Source organism: Thalassolituus hydrocarboniclasticus (assembly GCF_025345565.1).
Taxonomy (GTDB): Bacteria; Pseudomonadota; Gammaproteobacteria; order Pseudomonadales; family Oceanobacteraceae; genus Venatoribacter; species Venatoribacter hydrocarboniclasticus.
Map to the genome: position 1 here is coordinate 245,793 of NZ_CP054475.1, position 18,604 is coordinate 264,396.

At 52.0% G+C, this 18,604-nt stretch carries 18 protein-coding genes; 5 read left to right on the forward strand and 13 right to left on the reverse strand.

The window, feature by feature from the left end:
* Nucleotides 1-10 precede the first annotated feature (10 nt).
* The 4 genes from waaC (at nucleotide 11) to HUF19_RS01140 (ending at nucleotide 3,483) form a co-directional block, all read left to right on the forward strand.
* Nucleotides 11-1,036, forward strand: a complete 1,026-nt coding sequence (gene waaC, locus HUF19_RS01125) for a lipopolysaccharide heptosyltransferase I (RefSeq protein ID WP_260998117.1) — start codon at nucleotides 11-13, stop codon at nucleotides 1,034-1,036.
* The gene (locus HUF19_RS01130; protein ID WP_260998118.1) at nucleotides 1,029-1,685 is read left to right on the forward strand and encodes a glycosyltransferase family 77 protein; all 657 of its coding nucleotides are present in this window, start codon (nucleotides 1,029-1,031) and stop codon (nucleotides 1,683-1,685) included. The genes waaC and HUF19_RS01130 overlap by 8 nt, the downstream gene beginning before the upstream one ends.
* A 119-nt stretch (nucleotides 1,686-1,804) precedes the next feature.
* On the forward strand, nucleotides 1,805-2,404 hold the full coding sequence (locus HUF19_RS01135; protein ID WP_260998119.1) for a polysaccharide deacetylase family protein: 600 nt from the start codon (nucleotides 1,805-1,807) through the stop codon (nucleotides 2,402-2,404).
* A 38-nt stretch (nucleotides 2,405-2,442) separates the two neighbouring features.
* Nucleotides 2,443-3,483, forward strand: a complete 1,041-nt coding sequence (locus HUF19_RS01140; RefSeq protein ID WP_260998120.1) for an alpha-2,8-polysialyltransferase family protein — start codon at nucleotides 2,443-2,445, stop codon at nucleotides 3,481-3,483.
* Here HUF19_RS01140 and HUF19_RS01145 read toward each other — a convergent pair.
* The 12 genes from HUF19_RS01145 to HUF19_RS01200 form a co-directional block, all read right to left on the reverse strand.
* Nucleotides 3,443-4,702 carry an O-antigen ligase family protein gene (locus tag HUF19_RS01145; protein ID WP_260998121.1) on the reverse strand — a complete coding sequence of 420 codons (1,260 nt, stop codon included), beginning with the start codon at nucleotides 4,700-4,702 and terminating at the stop codon, nucleotides 3,443-3,445. The genes HUF19_RS01140 and HUF19_RS01145 overlap by 41 nt on opposite strands.
* Before the next feature lie 90 nt (nucleotides 4,703-4,792).
* A complete protein-coding gene (locus HUF19_RS01150) occupies nucleotides 4,793-5,842 on the reverse strand; it encodes a polysialyltransferase family glycosyltransferase (RefSeq protein ID WP_260998122.1) in 1,050 nt (349 codons plus the stop codon).
* Nucleotides 5,843-6,144: 302 nt separating this feature from the next.
* Nucleotides 6,145-7,218, reverse strand: coding sequence for a glycosyltransferase (locus HUF19_RS01155; protein ID WP_260998123.1), 1,074 nt, complete (start codon nucleotides 7,216-7,218; stop codon nucleotides 6,145-6,147).
* Between the two features lie 30 nt (nucleotides 7,219-7,248).
* Entirely contained in the window at nucleotides 7,249-8,880 is a 1,632-nt protein-coding gene (locus tag HUF19_RS01160; protein ID WP_260998124.1) for a phosphoethanolamine transferase, read from the reverse strand.
* A 126-nt stretch (nucleotides 8,881-9,006) separates the two neighbouring features.
* On the reverse strand, nucleotides 9,007-9,933 hold the full coding sequence (locus tag HUF19_RS01165) for a glycosyltransferase family 2 protein (RefSeq protein ID WP_260998125.1): 927 nt from the start codon (nucleotides 9,931-9,933) through the stop codon (nucleotides 9,007-9,009).
* 50 nt (nucleotides 9,934-9,983) lie between these two features.
* Nucleotides 9,984-11,009, reverse strand: coding sequence for a hypothetical protein (locus HUF19_RS01170; protein ID WP_260998126.1), 1,026 nt, complete (start codon nucleotides 11,007-11,009; stop codon nucleotides 9,984-9,986).
* Entirely contained in the window at nucleotides 11,002-12,135 is a 1,134-nt protein-coding gene (locus tag HUF19_RS01175; protein WP_260998127.1) for a capsular polysaccharide export protein, LipB/KpsS family, read from the reverse strand. The genes HUF19_RS01170 and HUF19_RS01175 overlap by 8 nt, the downstream gene beginning before the upstream one ends.
* Nucleotides 12,136-12,316: 181 nt before the next feature.
* Nucleotides 12,317-13,141 (reverse strand): methylenetetrahydrofolate reductase [NAD(P)H], encoded by an 825-nt coding sequence (metF, locus tag HUF19_RS01180; RefSeq protein ID WP_260998128.1) that lies wholly within the window; start codon nucleotides 13,139-13,141, stop codon nucleotides 12,317-12,319.
* A 92-nt stretch (nucleotides 13,142-13,233) separates the two neighbouring features.
* On the reverse strand, nucleotides 13,234-14,616 hold the full coding sequence (gene ahcY / locus HUF19_RS01185) for an adenosylhomocysteinase (RefSeq protein ID WP_260998129.1): 1,383 nt from the start codon (nucleotides 14,614-14,616) through the stop codon (nucleotides 13,234-13,236).
* 46 nt (nucleotides 14,617-14,662) lie between these two features.
* Nucleotides 14,663-15,025, reverse strand: a complete 363-nt coding sequence (locus tag HUF19_RS01190) for a four helix bundle protein (protein ID WP_260998130.1) — start codon at nucleotides 15,023-15,025, stop codon at nucleotides 14,663-14,665.
* 52 nt (nucleotides 15,026-15,077) lie between these two features.
* Nucleotides 15,078-16,289, reverse strand: coding sequence for a methionine adenosyltransferase (metK, locus tag HUF19_RS01195; RefSeq protein WP_260998131.1), 1,212 nt, complete (start codon nucleotides 16,287-16,289; stop codon nucleotides 15,078-15,080).
* 42 nt (nucleotides 16,290-16,331) lie between these two features.
* The gene (locus tag HUF19_RS01200; RefSeq protein WP_260998132.1) at nucleotides 16,332-17,360 is read right to left on the reverse strand and encodes an ArsR/SmtB family transcription factor; all 1,029 of its coding nucleotides are present in this window, start codon (nucleotides 17,358-17,360) and stop codon (nucleotides 16,332-16,334) included.
* A 198-nt stretch (nucleotides 17,361-17,558) separates the two neighbouring features.
* Between HUF19_RS01200 and HUF19_RS01205 the strand changes: the two genes are divergently transcribed.
* The gene (locus tag HUF19_RS01205; RefSeq protein ID WP_260998133.1) at nucleotides 17,559-17,723 is read left to right on the forward strand and encodes a hypothetical protein; all 165 of its coding nucleotides are present in this window, start codon (nucleotides 17,559-17,561) and stop codon (nucleotides 17,721-17,723) included.
* A gap of 6 nt (nucleotides 17,724-17,729) precedes the next feature.
* Here the strand turns inward: HUF19_RS01205 and HUF19_RS01210 are convergent, their stop codons facing one another.
* A complete protein-coding gene (locus tag HUF19_RS01210) occupies nucleotides 17,730-18,524 on the reverse strand; it encodes a MipA/OmpV family protein (RefSeq protein WP_260998134.1) in 795 nt (264 codons plus the stop codon).
* Between the last annotated feature and the right edge of the window lie 80 nt (nucleotides 18,525-18,604).

An 18,604-nucleotide genomic window follows, 5' to 3' on the forward strand; every position in this document is an offset into this window, starting at 1 on the left:
GCGCGGTTCTATGAAACGAATTCTTATCATTAAGATGTCTGCTTTAGGCGACATCTTGCACACCTTGCCGGCGGTGAGTGACGCACTGCAGGCCGATCCCGATATCTGTTTTGACTGGCTGTGTGAACAGCCTTTTATGGATGTTGCCCGTTTGCATCCGTCTGTCAGACAGGTTATCGGACATCCGCGCTTACGCTGGAAAAAAAATCGCTGGTCGATACAGACTCTGCGCGAACAGTTTGCTTTTTATAAAGCGCTGCGGCGCGAAAAGTATGATCTGGTGATTGATGCTCAGGGCCGGATTAAATCGGCACGGGTAGGCTGGCTCAGCGGCAGTCCGGTCGTTGGACTCGACAAAAATTCAGCTACAGACTCTGAAACACGCTTATTTTACCGCGAGGGCTATAACGTACCGCGCGATATGAATGCCGTGGAGCGGGTGCGTAAATTGTTCGCTCAGGCGCTGGGATACCAGTATCAGGGGGAACCCGACTTTGGTATTCAGAGTCACACACTGGATAATGCCTTTCCTGAATATACCGGTGCCTGGATCTGTTTCCACGGCACAACCTGGGCGTCCAAACACTGGCCTGAAGCGAACTGGATGGATCTTCTGAACCTGGCAAAACAGGAACAGCAGATGGTGTTGCTCCCCTGGGGAAGTGAGCAGGAAAGACAGCGGGCAGAGCGCCTGACCGCCGCAGCTCAGTGGGGCGTTGTACTGCCAAAACTGTCGCTGTGGCAATTATCCGGAATTATCAGTCGTTGTGCAGCAGCAGTCGGCGTTGATACCGGTTTAATGCACATTGCCGCTGCCTGTGGCGTGCCTACCGTTTCTGTATTTGGCAGCACCAGCGTGGCTTTAACCGCTGCCCATGGTAAGCGGGTAATTAATCTGGCTTCTTCGTATTCATGCTCTCCCTGTCTGAAAAAAACATGTCCTTTGAATGAGGAATCACCGCCCTGTTATGCGGAGTTAAATGCGACCAGCGTCAGGGATACTGTCAGGAAATTAGCAGGTAAACATTGTGAGTAAACTGCTTGTATGTGGTTTTTACACCGAGAGCTATCGTGACGACATTGAACGTCTGGAAATATCTCTGAAACGTTTTTCGATGGACTATCAGTTCACTCCGGTTGAGCCACAAAGTTGCTGGGAAGCAACCACAGGTCTTAAGCCACAGGTGCTGCGCCAGTGTTTACTGGATAACCCTGAGCGTGATGTTCTGTACATTGATGCCGATGCATTTGTGCGGCGGGAAATTACCGGCTTTGATGATTTTGAAGGTGATATTGGTATTCACTTTAATGAGCAGGGCGGTAAACGCGCGTCACACAGCATCCGCACCGGAACCATTTTTCTGCGCAATACACCGGCTACGCTGGATTTTCTTGATAAGTGGATTGCCAAGCAGGCGCTGAATGATCATTACTGTGACCAGGATAGCTTTCAGCTGGCTTACGACGAGCCCCATTCCGCAACATTCTTTAACCTGCCGGTCGAATACGTCAAAATTTTCGACAAAGATAATGTGAAATCCTATATCGAGCATTTTCAGGCCAGTCGCCGCAATGAAGACAACAAAGCGGTCAGCCGCAAGCGCCAGAAAAAAGTCCGCAATCTGATTCTGCTGTTGGTGAACTTTGCGCTTTATGGTCTGTTTTATTATCTGGGAGGGCTGTAGAGATGACAGGAAAAAGAAGGCTGGCCATCCTGATGTATCACCAGGTGGGGGATTTCAGAAACATAAAAACGCTGAAGGCAAATTATTGCCACTATAAACGTTTTACCCGACAGATGCTGATGCTGAAACTGACTGGCCAGCATGTTATTCCGATGAGTGAAGCGGCACGTTTTCTGAATGGTGAAGGGGAATACCCTGAGCGTTGTGTCGCCATTACCTTTGATGACGGCTACGAGAATTTTTACCAGTATGCCTACCCGGTACTGAAAAAATACCAGCTTCCTGCCATGGTTTATATCGTATCCGGTGAGCTGTCCGGACGCTCAGAATGGCTGAAAGAAGATGGTCATCAGCCGCAGCCATTAATGAGTCGCGAACAGATTCGTGAGGTGCATGCCAATGGTATTGAAATCGGCAGCCACAGTGTCACCCATCCAAGACTGGCGCAGCTGAGTGGCGATGCCTGCCTGCAGGAATTACAACAGAGCAAAAAGGATCTTGAAGAGCTTCTTGGTGATACGGTTGATCATATCTGTTACCCCTATGGCAGTTTCAGCGAAGAGGTTGGGCAGCAGGCAGCCAAAGCCGGATATCACGTCGGCACCACTACGGTGAAGGGCCTGGCATTGCCGGATCAGAATCTCCTCAGCTTACCGCGCAAAGCGGTGTCATTTAATGATGGCGTGCTGAAAACCTGGAAAAATATTCACAGATTATGAACTCTGATTCACGGACGAATGCCGAACATGGTCAGGATATGACAGGGCATCTTTTTATCGTTGAAACCGAACTGCAACTTTTGGCAGCTATGGCGATAGAAGATCAGTATTTATCGGTGGACCGTGATGGTGCCCACTACTTCGTGACATCAGATAAGCTGCTGAATGCGGCGGCTGAACGGGGAAGAGAAAATCTGACATTGCTGGACCGTAATCACCACGGCGGCCTGCTGGGTAAGATCCGTTTTATTAAGGAAAATACCCGCACAGTGTTGAATGTTGCTGAATCTCTTTCAGTTGGTAGTGATTCCTGCGTTTTATACATTCCCCGGATAGACGATATTTATAACAATATTCTGGTCGGTCAGTTCAGGAAAAAGAAGCTGGGTAAGGTTGCACTTCTGCCGGATGGTGCATTAAATATTTTCAGCAGCAATATCACTGCTGCCTGCCGTAAGGGGCTAAAGAAGTGGAGTCTGAAACTGAGACTTCTGGCGCCGGGCTACAGCGTTTTGCAGTATGACGGCGACGAACTTGGGGCAGATTCTGAGTGGATTGATATTATTTATTCGTTTAATGGTCTGGATACCGGTTATTGTGCGGATAAAGAGCGTTACATACAGTTCCCTGTACAATTCTCAGAGACCGGGAAATCTGATAATGCAATTATTATCGGCCAGAATTTTCTTGCCTATCAGCAGGCTAACCATCGCTTTGTTGCCACGGTTACTACAGAGATAAAGAGCCTGCTTGGTGTGCTGAAGCCTGAGCGTGTTTTTTATGCTCCTCATCCACGTGCCTTAACAGCAGAATTCAGAACAGATGATATGGAACCGGTTTCCGGCTCATACCTTTGTATTGAAGAAATGATTGCTGTGCTTGGCTGCCGTTATGTTATTTCCTGCAACAGCACCGCTCTTTTTACTGCCCGTCTTATTGATCCATCTATCCGCTGTTATGCTGTTGGCGCCGAAGATTCTCCCACGCAGAATGAACACCAGCGGGAGAGCCTTCTGAGCGCTATGCGGGAGTCCGGGATTACTGTTGTGACGCTGACCTCTGCTGCTGATGCAAGATAATAGCGAGCATCAGTCCAAGCAATGTCAGGTGTTTTTCCGCAATAAAGCGTATAAAGAACGCATCGACGGTTAAGGAGTAGCCGGCGATTGTCAGTGTAGCTATCACTACTGCGTATTTATGCGGAGAGTCTGGCCGGACATTCAGACTTTCCCGGCAAAGGAAAAAGCCAAACAGCAGCAAACAGGCAAGGCCAGTCAATCCCATGGTAGCCAGGGTATTAAAATACAGGCTGTGAGCCTGAACAAAAGGACGCAGATTGGATTTGCAGTTAAGGCTTTGATCCTGACTGGCGGGACGGAATTGATGTGTTCCAACACCAAATACCGGTTTCTCTTTGGCCATGCAGATCGCAGTCTCCCAGAGCATTAATCTGGCAACTGAAGAGTTCAGGTTGTTGCTTTCACCTTTAACATAGCTTGTAACGTTTTTTATTGCGCGATCAATCCCATGCTGCAATGGTGACTGATAGATAGCGGCCGCCAAAATGGCGCTGAGTGTCAGGCTCGCTATAACAACTTTCAGACTTCTGACATGAAAGATGAAGAAAACAGCAATCAGTGGAATTGCCAGAAAACTTCCGCGGGTTCCGGAAGCTATCGCTGCATATAAATAGAGAGTTGAGGCCAGCAAAGCCACAGCAGAAATCGACTTGCTTGTTTTCCAGAACGACAAGCAAAAATAGGCTGACACTGCGCTCAGAAGGAAAGCGCCATTACCGAAGCCGACGGGATTTTCATCACCAAAAGCACGGCGCATGAATTCAAATCTGCCTGATTGGCCATATGTTATCCAGGCATAGCTGATGCTGCCCAAAAGCAGGGCGAATACCAGTTGCCGGGTGCTGAAGCCAGAATAGTAAACGCCGACAATAAGAAGAGGTAACAGGACTAAACGGAATTCGGGTTCCAGCTTCTGCAGATCCGCCGGATAGTCCGACAGCAGTAATGAAATTAATGCCACGAAGAAAAATGCAAAGCCGGCAATAATCGTTTTACGGTAAGACTGCAATGCAGACAATTTCACTTTGCCGGATATTAACAGCACTGAACCCAGCAACCACAACATGATGCTGACGTCAGTAGCAACGGACTTCTTGATCGGCTGTGCGATAAAGAATACAGCAATCAACAAAGTGACAGCATAAGAGAGCGGCTGAGAGTAAATATCACGCCAGAGTTTTCTGGCCTGAGTGTTGATGTGCGTAATGGCGTGTGTCATCTGAATCCTGCTATCACTGCGGAAACTTTACAGGGTAAGGGGCTGCCGCAGGTTAAATTTTATCTGAGTGCGGGGTCAATCTGGTTATGCTCAGGTACCGGGCTTAACGCTGATGATACCAATCTTACTGAGTAATTTGCTGAAATCTGCATTGCCGGAGGTAAATGCTGTTACTTTCAGAGAGGGGCGGAGCCAGCGTGCCATAATCATGGTTGAAGACAAATCCCCCCATACCTCGCAGTTATCCGAGAGGTATGGCAGTAAGGCTTCAAAACTGACCTTCGATGGGAGCAAATCAACGCCTTCAGCATTAAGGCTGAGCGGATCCGGATGCTTGTTGCGGGGATGATATTTCACGGCAACCCGCTTACCCTGCGCACTATGCTGTCTGACTATCGACAGGATGCGCTCTTTATATGTAGGGTCCCGCTCAAACAGTGACTCATGGGGCAGGGTTACAAATGTATCTACCCCTTCCAGCGTGACGGGCTGAACACCATTTTCCTGCATAATCATCTCAGACAGCTTCAGCATGGCCTGACTGCTGAAAGATGACGCCTCAAGAGGAACAATCTGTTTGCTGCGCAGCAGGGGATGTATCAGCTCAGGAAATGCGGGATGGACGCAATTTATCCAGCCTGAACCTCCGACGGTAGGAGGGTTTTTCCACCACAGGCCATAGCTGATCTTCTTCATGCCATTATCAATCACCATATCGCTGAATGAGGCCGAGGCCTTTCTGCCAACGTAGGTGAATACACCCTCGTCCATATAATGACCAACAGGCTGGCAGCCAAGTACCGTCGCTGCGTGCATGGAGAACTGAAACTCAATACGGCGGTCGTTGCCGGTGAATATATGCCGGGGGCGCAGCTCAGCCAGCTTGTTCTGCAGAGCGGCAAACAACAGGCGGCGCTTCCTGAGTTTGTTCATGAGACCGGGGAAGCGGCCATAGAACAGGCTGACTGAGGCAAAGGGAGATTCCGGCCAGTTCCGGACAAGATCGTACAAGGAATATGGCTTATTCTCAGGCTGATCAATAAATATCAGGTGGGCGCTCTCATCGGGACGCCCGGCAGCGATGGCTGCGGCGGTATAGAGGTGGAGAGTTGTTGATGCGAAGTAGACTGAGTTAGCCATACGGGGTCCATGTACAGTTAGCGCTGCAGTCTACCTGTCAGGGCTGTCGAGCGGCAAATATTTATCGGCAGATATTCGGACTCTTACCCGAACTATACGTACGGAGTCAGGGTATTTTCATTTCAGCATAGAGAAAGTATGTATCCGACTCTGTTAGTGTACTGAACAAAAAAATGGCAGTCTGATCGTCACTTTTGTACTTTTTATTGGGCCATTCTTGATGCCTGCGATATCAGATCGCGGTTTATATGCTGGCTTTATATTGGCATAAGCTAACAGCAGTGGTTCCGTCAGTATATGGTTCAGGCAGTACTGCTGCTGAAAACCAGCTTTAAATATTGATTGGCAACGGACTCTACCGCATAACGGCTGACATCCAGACTGGACAGTTCGGGATACTGGTTCAATGCCCGGGACATCGCCTGACACAGTCCGGCGACATCACCCACTGGCACCAGATAGGGTTGCAGATCGCCGGTCAGAACCTCTTTAGGTCCGGAAGGACAGTCGGTGGAAACAACCGGGGTGCCAATAATCAACGATTCTACCAGCACACGCGGCAGCCCTTCAGCCTCGGAAGTGAGCATAGACAGGCTGGCGTTACGAATCAGGCGGTATGGATTGGCATCCCAGCCCCAGAACAGTACCTGATCCTGCAGGCCATTTTGCTCGCAGAAAGAACGTAACCTCTGTTCGTCATTGCCTTTGCCAACTAATACCAGTTTCAGATCCTGTCTTTTCATCATCTGGAATGCACGGATAAGATCCTGCTGGCGTTTTCGTTTGTTCAGTGATGCAACATAGACGATATAATCGCCATCCGGTAACGGACCATCCTGACTTGCGAGTGAGCGGATTTCTTCGATCTGGTAAGGATTTGGAATAACGGTAATGTTTTCCGCCTTGCAACCCAGATTATTCACCAGATCGTCTTTGATGCCCTGCGAAAGGGCAATCAGTTGCTTGTTGCGGAAGCGCCGGCGCAGGCGCAGGATTTTTGATGCGCGTTTCAGAAACTTCCATTTCGGATCGGTGATCCAGGCGGTCGGGGTTATGTGTACCGAGCAGACTTTCTTTTTTGCCTGAATAGCATCATAAAACTCAGGCTTAGAAGTTACGAAGAAATCATAATTACCTTCCAGGGTAACGCGCTTAAGTTCGGGCCTGGCTTTCTTTTTATCTGATGTGCTGAGGACAATCTGATTCAGGTTGTCGGGCAGCGGGTAGTCCGCATGTGCTGTCAGAGTAACAAGATCAACTTTATGCCCCAGTTCAGCAAAACGGGTACAGAGAGTCAGAATGGTTTTTTCAGCCCCTGCGCCATTCAGCGAACCAAGCAGGGCACCAATCCGGTAAGTTTTATTCTCTGTAGTCATAGTGCCCCGCAGTCAGTGATTTCGGTCAGATTATTGGCTGTTTCTGAGCTGCGTATCATAGCGCGTTTTATAGACCATTCGTACAGCGGGCGGCTGATACTGGTCTGAAATCAGTGCGGCTTCCGGATTGGTGCTGGCGGAGTCTATAGCCATCACTTCAGAAGCATAATGATAGAAACTGTCCAGCATAAAAGGACTGTGTTGATGCGCTCTGTAGCTGGCTGTTCGCAGCGAATCTGACGACCAGAACACAAAAGGAATTTCGAACATATTCGCAGTCAGGTTATCCGGGCTGTGTCCTTTCAGATTGGCCTGCCGATAAACCTCTTCACCGTGATCAGAGAAGTAGGTAATGGTTGCCAGCGCGCTATTCTGTTTTTCTTTAACCAGCGAGAATAACTGCTGCAGGAAGAAATCAGAAAACAGAATGGAATTGTCGTACTCGTTAATCACGTCAATGACACTCTGGCTGGGGTTTTCTGTGTAGGCGTTGACCTCGGCATCTTTAAAGACCATAAAGTCATCCGGATAACGGTTTTTATACTGGGCATGGCTGCCCATCATATGAATAAAAATGGCTTTGTATGGCGCCGGGTTCGCCAGAGCTTCAGTTATCCGGTTCAGCATAAAGATGTCATAGCGGTTCACTTCCACGCCATTAAAGTCGTTGCTGATGTAATAAGGGTGATCGGCCTGATGGGCGATAGAAGCAATGGTTGCGCGCAGCGGCTGCTGGTTGGAAATCCACCAGGTTTCATAACCGGCAAGATTGGCAATATCGATAACACTCAGGGCATCGCGGTACTGGTCACCCTGATCGGCACTTGCTGCAGTGAGGGCTGCGCGCAGTGAAGCCTGAGTCTGGGCATGACTGCTGATGACGTTATCGAACACCACCAGTTCATCTTTAATGCTGCTTAAGAATGGCGTTGTATTGCGGTGGTAACCATAAATACCCATATGGTTGCGGCTTGCGGATTCACCAACAATAAAGATATGGGTCTGTGGCTGGGTGTCTTTCAGCGCAGCTTTGATGTCGTTTTCACGCAGCATGGTCTGGCGCCGCTCGAATTCTTCCTGCAGGGATACACTGCCTCTCAGGTAAGAAGGCACAGTGCCGAGTACGCCGGGAATCGTATCGTGAAAGCGTCCCATTACGGTCGTGCGATAAGCAACAACGGCAATCAGAATACAACCAAGCACCATGGTTATACGCCGGGTTCTGCTGCCAGTCCCTTCCGCCGGGCGCATAAAGCGCAGGCCCAGGAAAAAAATACTCCAGTGCAGCAGCAGCCAGGAGGTCAGGGTCATGGAGGAATAGGCAGCAACAAATTCAGAAACTTCGCTGCTGTCGGTGTAAGCAACAGCCTCCAGAGTAGCAGTAGTAAAGACCCCGCCGAATGATACTGCGTAACCAATATCCAGACTTCCGCCAATGGCGAAGGGCAGAAGGATCAGGGCAATGAAACGGCGTTTCTGCAGCAGGTAGGCCAGGGTTGCCAGAATAAACGACCAGCCAATGCGCGAGTTATATTCACCTTCGCGGACAAAGTCTGAATAAGTCAGTTCAAGGGCAAGAGGCAGCAGCAGCAGCAGGGCAATCCAGAACAATGGTGCCCGGGGCATTTTCAGGTTAAGCATGGTTTCTCTGATGTTGGTCACAGACACTCCCTGCGTCATAATCGTTTCCACTCCATGGACGAATCCGGATAAAACGCTATTTTAACGCGGTTCGCCGCAAGCGTGGGAGTTACATCAGTATTTTATATAGGACAAAGCGTCCCACCCTCAGGCAGGACGGTTCAGGCTGCGTTCAAATGCGTTAACAATGGCAGGACATTTTTCTGTCAGACCGATACGGCTGGTGGTCTCAATATCACTGGCCGACAGAATAAATTTACCGAACTCCTGTTCCAGTAAGCCCTGCTCATACAGTTTTACCCAGCGCCGGTAATGGTCGCCCATACGCGCATTGGTATCACGCAACAGACGCTGGCGATTGATAATATTGGCTTCGAACTGAGCATAATTGCGGATCGGGTAGTGGTATACCGTAATGCCGCTTTCTTCGCGCGCATTCACCCAGCGCCAGCCATGCTTGGCGCGGTGATTGCCGCCCTTGAGTTTAATCAGGCCGTGCGGATTCACGATGGTTTTAGGGCTGATTTTCACCAGCAACATAGAAACCGCCGTGTCGTTGATCTGGGTGTCAGAGCTGTACAAAATCGGATTTTTTACCGCGTACTGCGCCTGACTGTAATGGTAACCGGGTTGCCGGCATTCTTCGGTCAGCACCATATTACGGCGCTTGAGCGTTACCACAGAATCATCGGCACGCAGATGATCTTTTAAAGTGGTGCCTTCGGCGGCCAGCCAGAACTCATCGGCATCGTTGGAAATCACCAGATCGGCTTTTAGCGCTGTGCGTGCGTACTCTGCCAGCTGTGTCATCCATAAAGCCTGCTGGTAATTCTGTGCCGGCTGGTCGATAACGTGCAGGTCAAACTCGCTTTTCAGTGTTTCCAACCGCTCGCGGGTACCATCGGTCGAACCGTTATCCATTACCGCAAAACAATCGACACCCTGCGCCGCATGGAAACGGATATTGTCTTCAATAATATCGATTTCGTTACGCACCAGCAGCGTCATCGCCAAACGGATCGGGCCTTTGCGGGTCAGGCGGTGTGTCCAGTACTGCAGTGTTTTATGCAACATAATGGTCTTCGTGTTAGCCGTTAATGGCGCTGCGCTGGCAACGCGGTCACTCAGGTTGGGGAGGTTATCAGCCGGATACCCAGCGTGGTCAGCAGTTGCTGCCAGCTGGCATCGGTATCTTCCCGCCCCGCTGCGCTGACATCCAGCTCGGGCCTGAGCCATTTGGCGGTCAGCAGCGCGGTGGAAACGTCGCCGCTGATTTTACAGTGTTGTGGCAGCAGAGGTAACAGCATTTCCATCGGAATGGCGGCAGGCACCGCCCATGCCCGCGCGGGCAATTGCCAGTGGCTGGTGGCCATCTCCGCACTTTGCAGTTCGCTGCTGGTACGCGGATGGTGTTTGTAAGCGATCTCCGCTCCACAATGGTCGAGCCATTGCCCAAGTGCTTGCTGCTGATCTGACATCACCGAGCTGTGCGGCAATAACAGCAAGCCATCGAGCGTGCCCAGAGTCAGAGGCTGTTCGCCGAGGCAGATCCGCGCCAGTTGTGCGAACTCCGGGCGTTGCAGATTATTTGGCAGAGGCTTGCAGGTTTTGTTCTTAAGAATCGGCAGGGCAGAATCCGGGAATGCCAGTATCGAGTGATCAATCCAGGCCGAGGCGCCGATGGCCGGAGGCTGTTTCCACCAGCGTCCGTAGGCCACTTTCTTGGCCATATTATCGAGCACCTGGTCTTTCAGCCAGTGCGTCTTGCGTCCCAGATAGCTGTAAGTGCCATCATCCAGATACACGCCACGGGCGTTGCTGTGGGCCATAGAAAACTGAAATTCAATGCGGCGGTCGTTGCCGGTATAGATCCACTCGGGCTGCAGTTCCTGCAGGCACTGACGGATGCGCCGGAAGCCCTGCAGCCGCTGGCGGCGCTTGCCTTTACCGGAAGCCTTTTCTGATAGCAGGCGGATATTCGCGAACGGACTGCTCTGCCAGCGGAGTAATGCTTCACGGAAGGTGGCGGTAGTGCTGGTCTGATCAATCAGGCCGAGTTCGGCCACATCGCCTTGAGGCAGCTCAAAGGCAACCATGGCTGCGGTCAATACATTAAAGGGCGTGGAGGCCAGAAACAGGTGTTTAGCCAAGGGCTTTTACCTCGCGCAACAGGTGCGCACAGGCGGCCTGAAGATGCGCGTCGTCGGCTTCCTGCCAGCGTCCCGGAACCTGATAGTGGTTCTTCAGGTAGCTCAGAAAGCCCTGGCGGATGGTTGGGTTAGGACTGAAGTGCTCCAGCTGCAGCAGTTGCAGTTCCAGTTCGTCCTGACTTTGTGCGCTGAGTGTCAGGCCGGGCAGATTATAAAATGCCTGACCCAGTACCAGGGTATTGATGTTGGCAATAATGGCTTCGACGCCCACGGTGGAATTAATCGTGGCAACGGCATCGGCATGGGCAATCAGCGCGCGGGTATCGCCACTGGTGCGCAGCTGAATTTTGCGCGATTGTGCAGTTAATTGCTGTGCCAGTTCGCTGTAATCCTGATCGCAGGCCGGATGGGTTTTCAGCACTACACAGGGCATTTTTTCACCCAGTTTGTTTTCGGCAGTAAGCAAGGCATCGGTCAGCGCGAACATGTCTTTCAGCCAGGGGGAGAACAGCACAACCTGACTGTCGGTATTCACCTGGAAGGGAACAAAGATGTAATGCTGAGGCAGGTCATCCGGACGCTCGGGAACAGGTTCATGTGGCAGGTTGCTGTTGCCGGACTGGGCAATAAAAAACGCCGGATCGCGCGGTACCGAATTGAGGAAGTTAACGCCCTGACGGTCGAGGGTGGTCATGCCCGGCAGCAGACCGTTTTCCATGACCAGTACTTTAATGCCAAGCGATTCTGCCGCGGCGATCACAACCCCCTGGCGGAATTTCAGACCGTTCCATAACACCATATGGCTGGCTTTACTGTTTTTCAGTGCCTGGCGGTAAATGGCAAACAGCAGATGTGCTTCGGCCAGCTTTACCCGGCGGAAGTTACGCCAGTAGCCGGCGCTGCGGCTGCGTCCTTTACGGCTGTTCTTCTTCTCACGCAGATGGTCATCCACGACCTGAGCAAGACCTGCGTGGGAAGCGGGAATCTGGGTAAGCCAGCGCAGATCAAGCCAAAGGGATTTATGCCAGATAACGCAGGCATCGGTATCCTGTTCCTGCAGGCTGTGGCAGAGGCGATCGAAATATTGCTGGTGAATACGCCGGGCGGCGAAGAAGGCGATTTTCATGCTGACTCCTCAGATCAGCCGCAGAGTGTATCTCAGGGACTGCTTACACTAAAGGAATCCAGTCTGTTGTGGGGGAGTTTTTCTCCATACCCGCAGAGAAAAGTACTCCTGATGGGCAGGTTTAGTGATAACTGACCGAATAATGGAAAAGCTCAGCCGTAAAACGGCTGAGCGCTAAGCATCAGATCAGGTTTTTCCATACCGCCAGACTGGCTTCAGACTGGTTCATGGTATAGAAATGCAGGCCCGGTGCGCCGCCATCAAGCAGACGGCGGCACATATCGGTCACCACTTCTTCACCGAATTTCACGATGCTTTCTGAATCATCGCCGTAGGCTTCCAGCTGCTTGCGGATCCAGCGCGGAATTTCTGCCCCACAACCGTCCGAGAAGCGCGCCAGTTTGCTGTAGTTGGTGATCGGCATAATGCCCGGAATAACCGGAGTATCGACACCCATCGCGCGTACGCGATCAACAAAATGGAAATAGCTGTCGGCGTTGAAAAAGTACTGGGTAATGGCGCTGTCGGCACCGGCTTTTACTTTGCGGACAAAGTTTTCCAGATCTTTTTCAAAGTTGCTGGCCTGCGGATGCATTTCCGGATACGCCGCCACTTCCAGGGTGAAATGGTCGCCGGTTTCTTCCCGGATAAACTCCACCAGATCGTTGGCGTAACGCAGTTCGCTGCCAGCCAGACCGGAGCCTGAAGGCAGGTCGCCACGCAGGGCAACAATACGGTCGATGCCCAGATCCTGATATTGCTTCAGGATACCGCGGATTTCTTCTTTGCTGCCGCCGATACAGGCCAGGTGTGGCGCTGCGGCGATACCACGTTCCTGAATGGCTTTAACGATGGCATAGGTGCGGTCGCGGGTTGAACCGCCGGCACCGTAAGTCACCGAGAAAAACTCCGGATTAAACGCGGCCAGTTCGTCGCGTACCGTCAGCAGTTTTTCTGTCCCTTCCTCGGTTTTGGTCGGGAAAAATTCAAAACTTAAGGTAGTCATCTTTAGTCAGACGCCTGACGACGGATGTCAGACGCTCCTGTTTATAAATAAAAGTCAGACGTCCGGCATCAGACGTCCGACGCAAGTAGCTCTTAATACTTGTAGGCTTCTGGCTTATACGGACCATCGACATCGACATCGATGTATTTGGCCTGAGCGGGAGTCAGCTTGGTGATGACGCCACCAAAACCTTCCACCATGTCTTTGGCCACTTCTTCGTCCAGTTTCTTCGGCAGAACCTTAACGTAGATGCTTTCTTTCTTTTCAGCTTCCATCAGGTTGGCGAACTTACGCTCGTACAGATAAATCTGTGCCAGTACCTGGTTGGCGAAAGAGCCGTCCATAATGCGTGATGGGTGGCCGGTCGCGTTGCCCAGATTCACCAGGCGGCCTTCGGACAGCAGCAGCAGATGATCTTCGGATGCTTTGTCACGGTACACTTTATGTACCTGTGGCTTCACTTCTTCCCATTCCCAGTTCTGGCGCATAAAGGCGGTATCGATTTCGTTATCGAAGTGGCCGATGTTACATACCACGGCACCGCTCTTCAGTTTCTGCAGCATGAACTTATCGCACACATTAACGTTACCGGTGGTGGTCACCAGCAGATCGATTTTGCCCAACAGGTCACCGTCTACACATTCCAGCGTGCCCAGATTTTCACCGTTGATGTACGGAGAAACCACTTCGTAACCGTCCATGCAGGCCTGCATAGCGCAGATCGGATCGATCTCAGTTACTTTAACGATCATGCCTTCCTGACGCAGGGAAGCAGCAGAGCCTTTACCCACATCGCCGTAACCGATAACCAGAGCTTTTTTACCGCTCAGCAGGTGGTCAGTACCACGCTTGATGGCGTCGTTCAGGGAGTGACGGCAGCCGTATTTGTTGTCGTTTTTCGACTTGGTTACCGCGTCGTTAACGTTGATCGCAGGCACTTTCAGGGTACCGGCTTTCATCATTTCCAGCAGACGGTGCACACCGGTGGTGGTTTCTTCAGAAATACCGTGGATGCTGTTCAGCATTTCCGGGAAATCGTTGTGTACCATTTCGGTCAGGTCACCACCGTCGTCCAGAATCATGTTGGCATCCCAGACTTTATCGCCGTCTTTTTCCGCCAGAATGGTCTGCTTGATACACCACAGGAATTCTTCTTCGGTTTCACCTTTCCAGGCGAAAACCGGAATACCGGCTGCGGCAATCGCGGCGGCTGCGTGATCCTGAGTCGAGAAAATATTGCACGAAGACCAGCGCACATCGGCACCCAGGTCGACCAGAGTTTCAATCAGCACCGCGGTTTGAATGGTCATGTGGATACACCCCATGATCTTCGCACCGGCTAATGGTTTTGACTCGCTGTATTTACGGCGCAGCGCCATCAGCGCCGGCATTTCGCTTTCGGCGATTTTGATTTCTTTACGGCCCCAGTCGGCCAGCGCCATATCGGCAACTTTATAATCGGTGAATGTGCTCATGTTTATCCTCTTGTCGGATGTCAGACGTCGGAAGTCTGATGCAGTATTACTGCTGAGTTTTAAGTACAGTGATGAGCTTGTTGAGCATGGCAAAAATCTGCTCAACAGACTCATATAATTCATCACAGCCGTTAGGGCAGTAGCCAAGATTCTCGGCAATCATCAATTGTGTCTCTACTTCCATTAAAGACCCCCTTGATATGTATAGAAAGCGAGTAAATTCTTTGTCGCTTCCGCGTGCGCTGCCTTCCGCAATATTGGAAGGAACACTTACTGCTGCTCTCCTGATCTGGCTGCTTAATCCAAATTGTTCATTGCCCGGAAAGTCCGAGCTGACGTTATAAATATCAGTGACTAACAGCATAGCTTTTTGCCATACCACTAGTTGTCTGTATTTACGTGGCATCATGCGACCTCCCTGTGCATGACGTCAGACATCAGCCTTCAGACGTCCGACTTGCTTACAAACCAGCCGCTGCTTTCAGGGCGTCGACTTTGTCAGTACGTTCCCAGGTGAAAGCGGTAAAGGTTTTGGTTTTTTCTTCGCCATTGTCTTTGTAGGTGTAGCTGGCTTCGAACGGCTCGCGACCGAAGTGGCCGTACGCAGCGGTCAGCTGATACATAGGGTTCAGCAGTTCCAGCTGGTTCTGAATAGCGTACGGACGCAGATCGAACACTTCGCGGATGACGCGTGCCAGCTCGATGTCGCTGATCTTGCCGGTGCCGAAGCTGTTCACTGAAACAGAGGTTGGTTCAGCCACACCAATGGCGTAAGACACCTGAATTTCACAACGGTCGGCCAGACCTGTAGCAACGATGTTTTTGGCAACATAGCGGCCCATGTAAGCCGCAGAGCGGTCTACCTTGGATGGATCTTTACCGGAGAATGCACCACCACCGTGACGCGCCATACCGCCGTAGGTATCAACAATGATCTTACGGCCGGTCAGACCGGCGTCACCCACAGGGCCACCGATAACGAAGTTACCGGTTGGGTTGATGTGGTACAGGGTACCTTCATGCAGCCATTCGGCAGGCAGAACGTGCTTAATGATGTTTTCCATCACCGCGGCACGCAGGTCGTCGAGGCTGATGCTCGGGTCGTGCTGGGTAGACAGAACCACGGCATCAATTTTTGGTGAATCACCTTCCCAGTTAATGGTTACCTGAGATTTTGCATCCGGACGCAGCCACGGCAGGGTGCCGTTACGGCGCAGTTCCGACTGACGCTGACACAGCAGGTGCGCGTAGTACACAGGTGCTGGCATCAGGTTAGGTGTTTCGTTGGTGGCGTAGCCGAACATCAGGCCCTGGTCACCGGCGCCCTGATCTTCAGGCTTGGCACGGTCAACGCCCTGATTGATGTCCACCGACTGCTTACCAATGCCGTTCAGTACCGCGCAGGTTGCGCCATCGAAGCCAACGTCGGAGCTGTTGTAACCGATGCCGGTAATTACATCACGTACGATGTCTTCGAGGTCAACGTAGCAGGAGGTGGTCACTTCGCCGGCAACCACTGCCATACCGGTTTTTACCAGAGTCTCAACCGCAACACGGGCGTATGGGTCGCGGGCAATAATCGCATCCAGTACGGCATCAGAAATCTGATCGGCAACTTTATCCGGGTGGCCTTCAGACACCGACTCGGAGGTGAAAATGGAATATTCGCTCATGGTAAGCCCTCTTCATAATGGTTAGCGCGCAGGTTTCAGCCGTTACTTATGGCCATTAATTGCTGCGCGGTAAAACAAACGGAACTGGATCTGAAACCCGTTCCTTAAACCTAAAAACTGACTCTGGCCTTCACTCAGGCCAGCTTCCTGCGCCCATGCGGATAAATCCGCCGGTTCGAATCCCAGCCACAGATCGCCGCAGGATTCTCTGGCCCAGACCTGATCGTGACGACACAGATCGGTGACCAGCAAAGTACCGCCATCGCGCAACAGTTGTGCGACATCGGTGAAAATCGTTTTCGGTGCCGGTACGTGGTGCAGCACCATATTAGCGACGGCAAAATCAAACTGGCCGTCCTGCTGTGCGCGCAATGTGCTGGTATCGCCCAGTACACAGTGCACATTCTGCAGTGCTTCGCGGCTGACGGTTTGCTGCGCCTTGCTGAGCATGTCCGGCGAAATATCCAGCGCCGTTACGGCACTGAAGCGGCGTGCCAGCTGCGGTAAAAAGGCACCCTCACCGGGGCCGATTTCCAGAGCGTAGCCAGTGCTCACCGCTTTTCCTGCTTGTCCGGTCAGGGAGGCAAGAATGGTCGTCAGGGCATCACCATACTGATCCCATGAAGCGATCAGATCCTGCTGCTCTTTAAAATCACCGGCATGGCGGGCAAAGAACTCGGCGCAGGCTTCGGCGCGCTCGCTCAGCACCTGGTCAACCGCGTCGCTGTCCAGCTCGGACGTTGCCGCATCGATAGCGCTGAACAGCGACTTTAACCACAGACTCCAGTGATCATCGGCGGTCAGCAGCGGGCGGCGGTAAAAAATACTGTTGCCTTCACGCTGGCTGCTCACCAGTCCGGCCTGGGCCAGCACCTTTAAGTGGTGACTCATCGCGGACTGTTTGATGCCAAACACCTGACACAGCTCCAGCACACCAAAGGCGCCCTGACCCAGTAATTGCAGAATGCTCATCCGCAGCGGGTCACCGGCGGCTTTCGCTGCCTGTGCCAGTTGCTGCAGGCTCATTTCTGTCGCTGCGGGTAATTCAGGTAAGTAGGGCGCTGTGTTCATGCTGCGCAGTGTAGACGCACAGGAAATCTATATCAATTTTTTTTGATATAGATTTTCCGCTCATCTCAGGCATCTGTGCCGTGGTGGTGGGTTTGATAGGAAAATATAATAAGAATCTTATTAAAATACGATTTCAGCTATTTATTATGAGTGCGTACTCTCGGGGCTATTACAACAGGCTCTGGAGGGTCCACCGCAATGAAACAGGTAAAAAATATGGTCAGTAAGGTTTTTGGCAGTCATCAGGATGGGCAGAAAGCGGCCCCGGCATCAGTGGCACAGACCGCAAAGATTCAGATCTGTAACTACGCCGACAACTACTACGGTGACCGGGTATGTGTACACCGTATGGCTGAACAATAGGCAGGTTTATGGCGTGGTCCAGCTCAGCAGCAGCATTGCCTGACGGCTGACCGGCTGGCCGACCAGCGGGCTGTCCTGCAGGCTGTCGTCCAGCCACTCCTGCTGCCAGCGCAGGCGCAGTAGCCACTGCGGACTGATTGGCCACAGCGCCTGCAGCGTCAGTTGCGGATTAAACGCCTGCTGCGGCTGGTATTCGGGTCGCAGCGCGTTACTTTGCTCCGGACTGATGCCATACACATAGCGACTGTAGGATTCACTCAGCCAGCGCGTACCGGCAAGCAGCTGGGCACGAGCGCCGCCCTGCAGATAAAACAGGGGCAGGGTGATGCTGGCATCGGCGGTCAGTGCGCCGGAATGCGAAGACAAATCCTGCTCAACACCGGCATTCAGCCAGCCCCAGCCGCCGCGCAGCTGCAAGGTGGTATCGCCACCGTCACTGCGATAGCCATCAAATACCGGGTCATTGCTGTCGGCTTTGCCCCATAAACGGCTGTCGTACACCTCATCCCGCAAACCGATACCGCCACTCAGGCTGAGGCTGTTCTGCTGCCACTGATACTGCAGCAGGGCACCGTCTACCCCTAAGCGCCAGTTGCCGCGCCGCGCTGACAGCAGCGGAAAATTAAAATGTTGGTTCTCCGCCTGCTGCCAGGGCATTGAGCGCTGCAGCGTGCCGGCGCCATATTCCAGCTGCCAGTATTCAGCCGGAGCTGTTTCATTGGCGTACAGCGCCGGGGTCAGTGGCGCCATACACAGGCTGCAGCTGACAGAAGTAAATAAAAGATGAATAACCTGATTCATACGTCGCTCCGCCGGTCAGTGGTAACTGATGCTAGAGCGGCGGGGTGCTACTGACTTGTGGCAAATGTCACGACAGACGT

Coding starts and splice junctions, on each gene's coding strand:
- waaC (WP_260998117.1), top strand. CDS start 11: ATGAAACGAATTCTTATCATTAAGATGTCTGCTTTAGGCGACATCTTG.
- HUF19_RS01135 (WP_260998119.1), top strand. CDS start 1,805: ATGCTGAAACTGACTGGCCAGCATGTTATTCCGATGAGTGAAGCGGCA.
- HUF19_RS01140 (WP_260998120.1), top strand. CDS start 2,443: ATGACAGGGCATCTTTTTATCGTTGAAACCGAACTGCAACTTTTGGCA.
- HUF19_RS01145 (WP_260998121.1), bottom strand. CDS start 4,702: ATGACACACGCCATTACGCACATCAACACTCAGGCCAGAAAACTCTGG.
- HUF19_RS01150 (WP_260998122.1), bottom strand. CDS start 5,842: ATGGCTAACTCAGTCTACTTCGCATCAACAACTCTCCACCTCTATACC.
- HUF19_RS01155 (WP_260998123.1), bottom strand. CDS start 7,218: ATGACTACAGAGAATAAAACTTACCGGATTGGTGCCCTGCTTGGTTCG.
- HUF19_RS01165 (WP_260998125.1), bottom strand. CDS start 9,933: ATGTTGCATAAAACACTGCAGTACTGGACACACCGCCTGACCCGCAAA.
- HUF19_RS01175 (WP_260998127.1), bottom strand. CDS start 12,135: ATGAAAATCGCCTTCTTCGCCGCCCGGCGTATTCACCAGCAATATTTC.
- metF (WP_260998128.1), bottom strand. CDS start 13,141: ATGACTACCTTAAGTTTTGAATTTTTCCCGACCAAAACCGAGGAAGGG.
- ahcY (WP_260998129.1), bottom strand. CDS start 14,616: ATGAGCACATTCACCGATTATAAAGTTGCCGATATGGCGCTGGCCGAC.
- HUF19_RS01190 (WP_260998130.1), bottom strand. CDS start 15,025: ATGATGCCACGTAAATACAGACAACTAGTGGTATGGCAAAAAGCTATG.
- metK (WP_260998131.1), bottom strand. CDS start 16,289: ATGAGCGAATATTCCATTTTCACCTCCGAGTCGGTGTCTGAAGGCCAC.
- HUF19_RS01200 (WP_260998132.1), bottom strand. CDS start 17,360: ATGAACACAGCGCCCTACTTACCTGAATTACCCGCAGCGACAGAAATG.
- HUF19_RS01205 (WP_260998133.1), top strand. CDS start 17,559: ATGAAACAGGTAAAAAATATGGTCAGTAAGGTTTTTGGCAGTCATCAG.
- HUF19_RS01210 (WP_260998134.1), bottom strand. CDS start 18,524: ATGAATCAGGTTATTCATCTTTTATTTACTTCTGTCAGCTGCAGCCTG.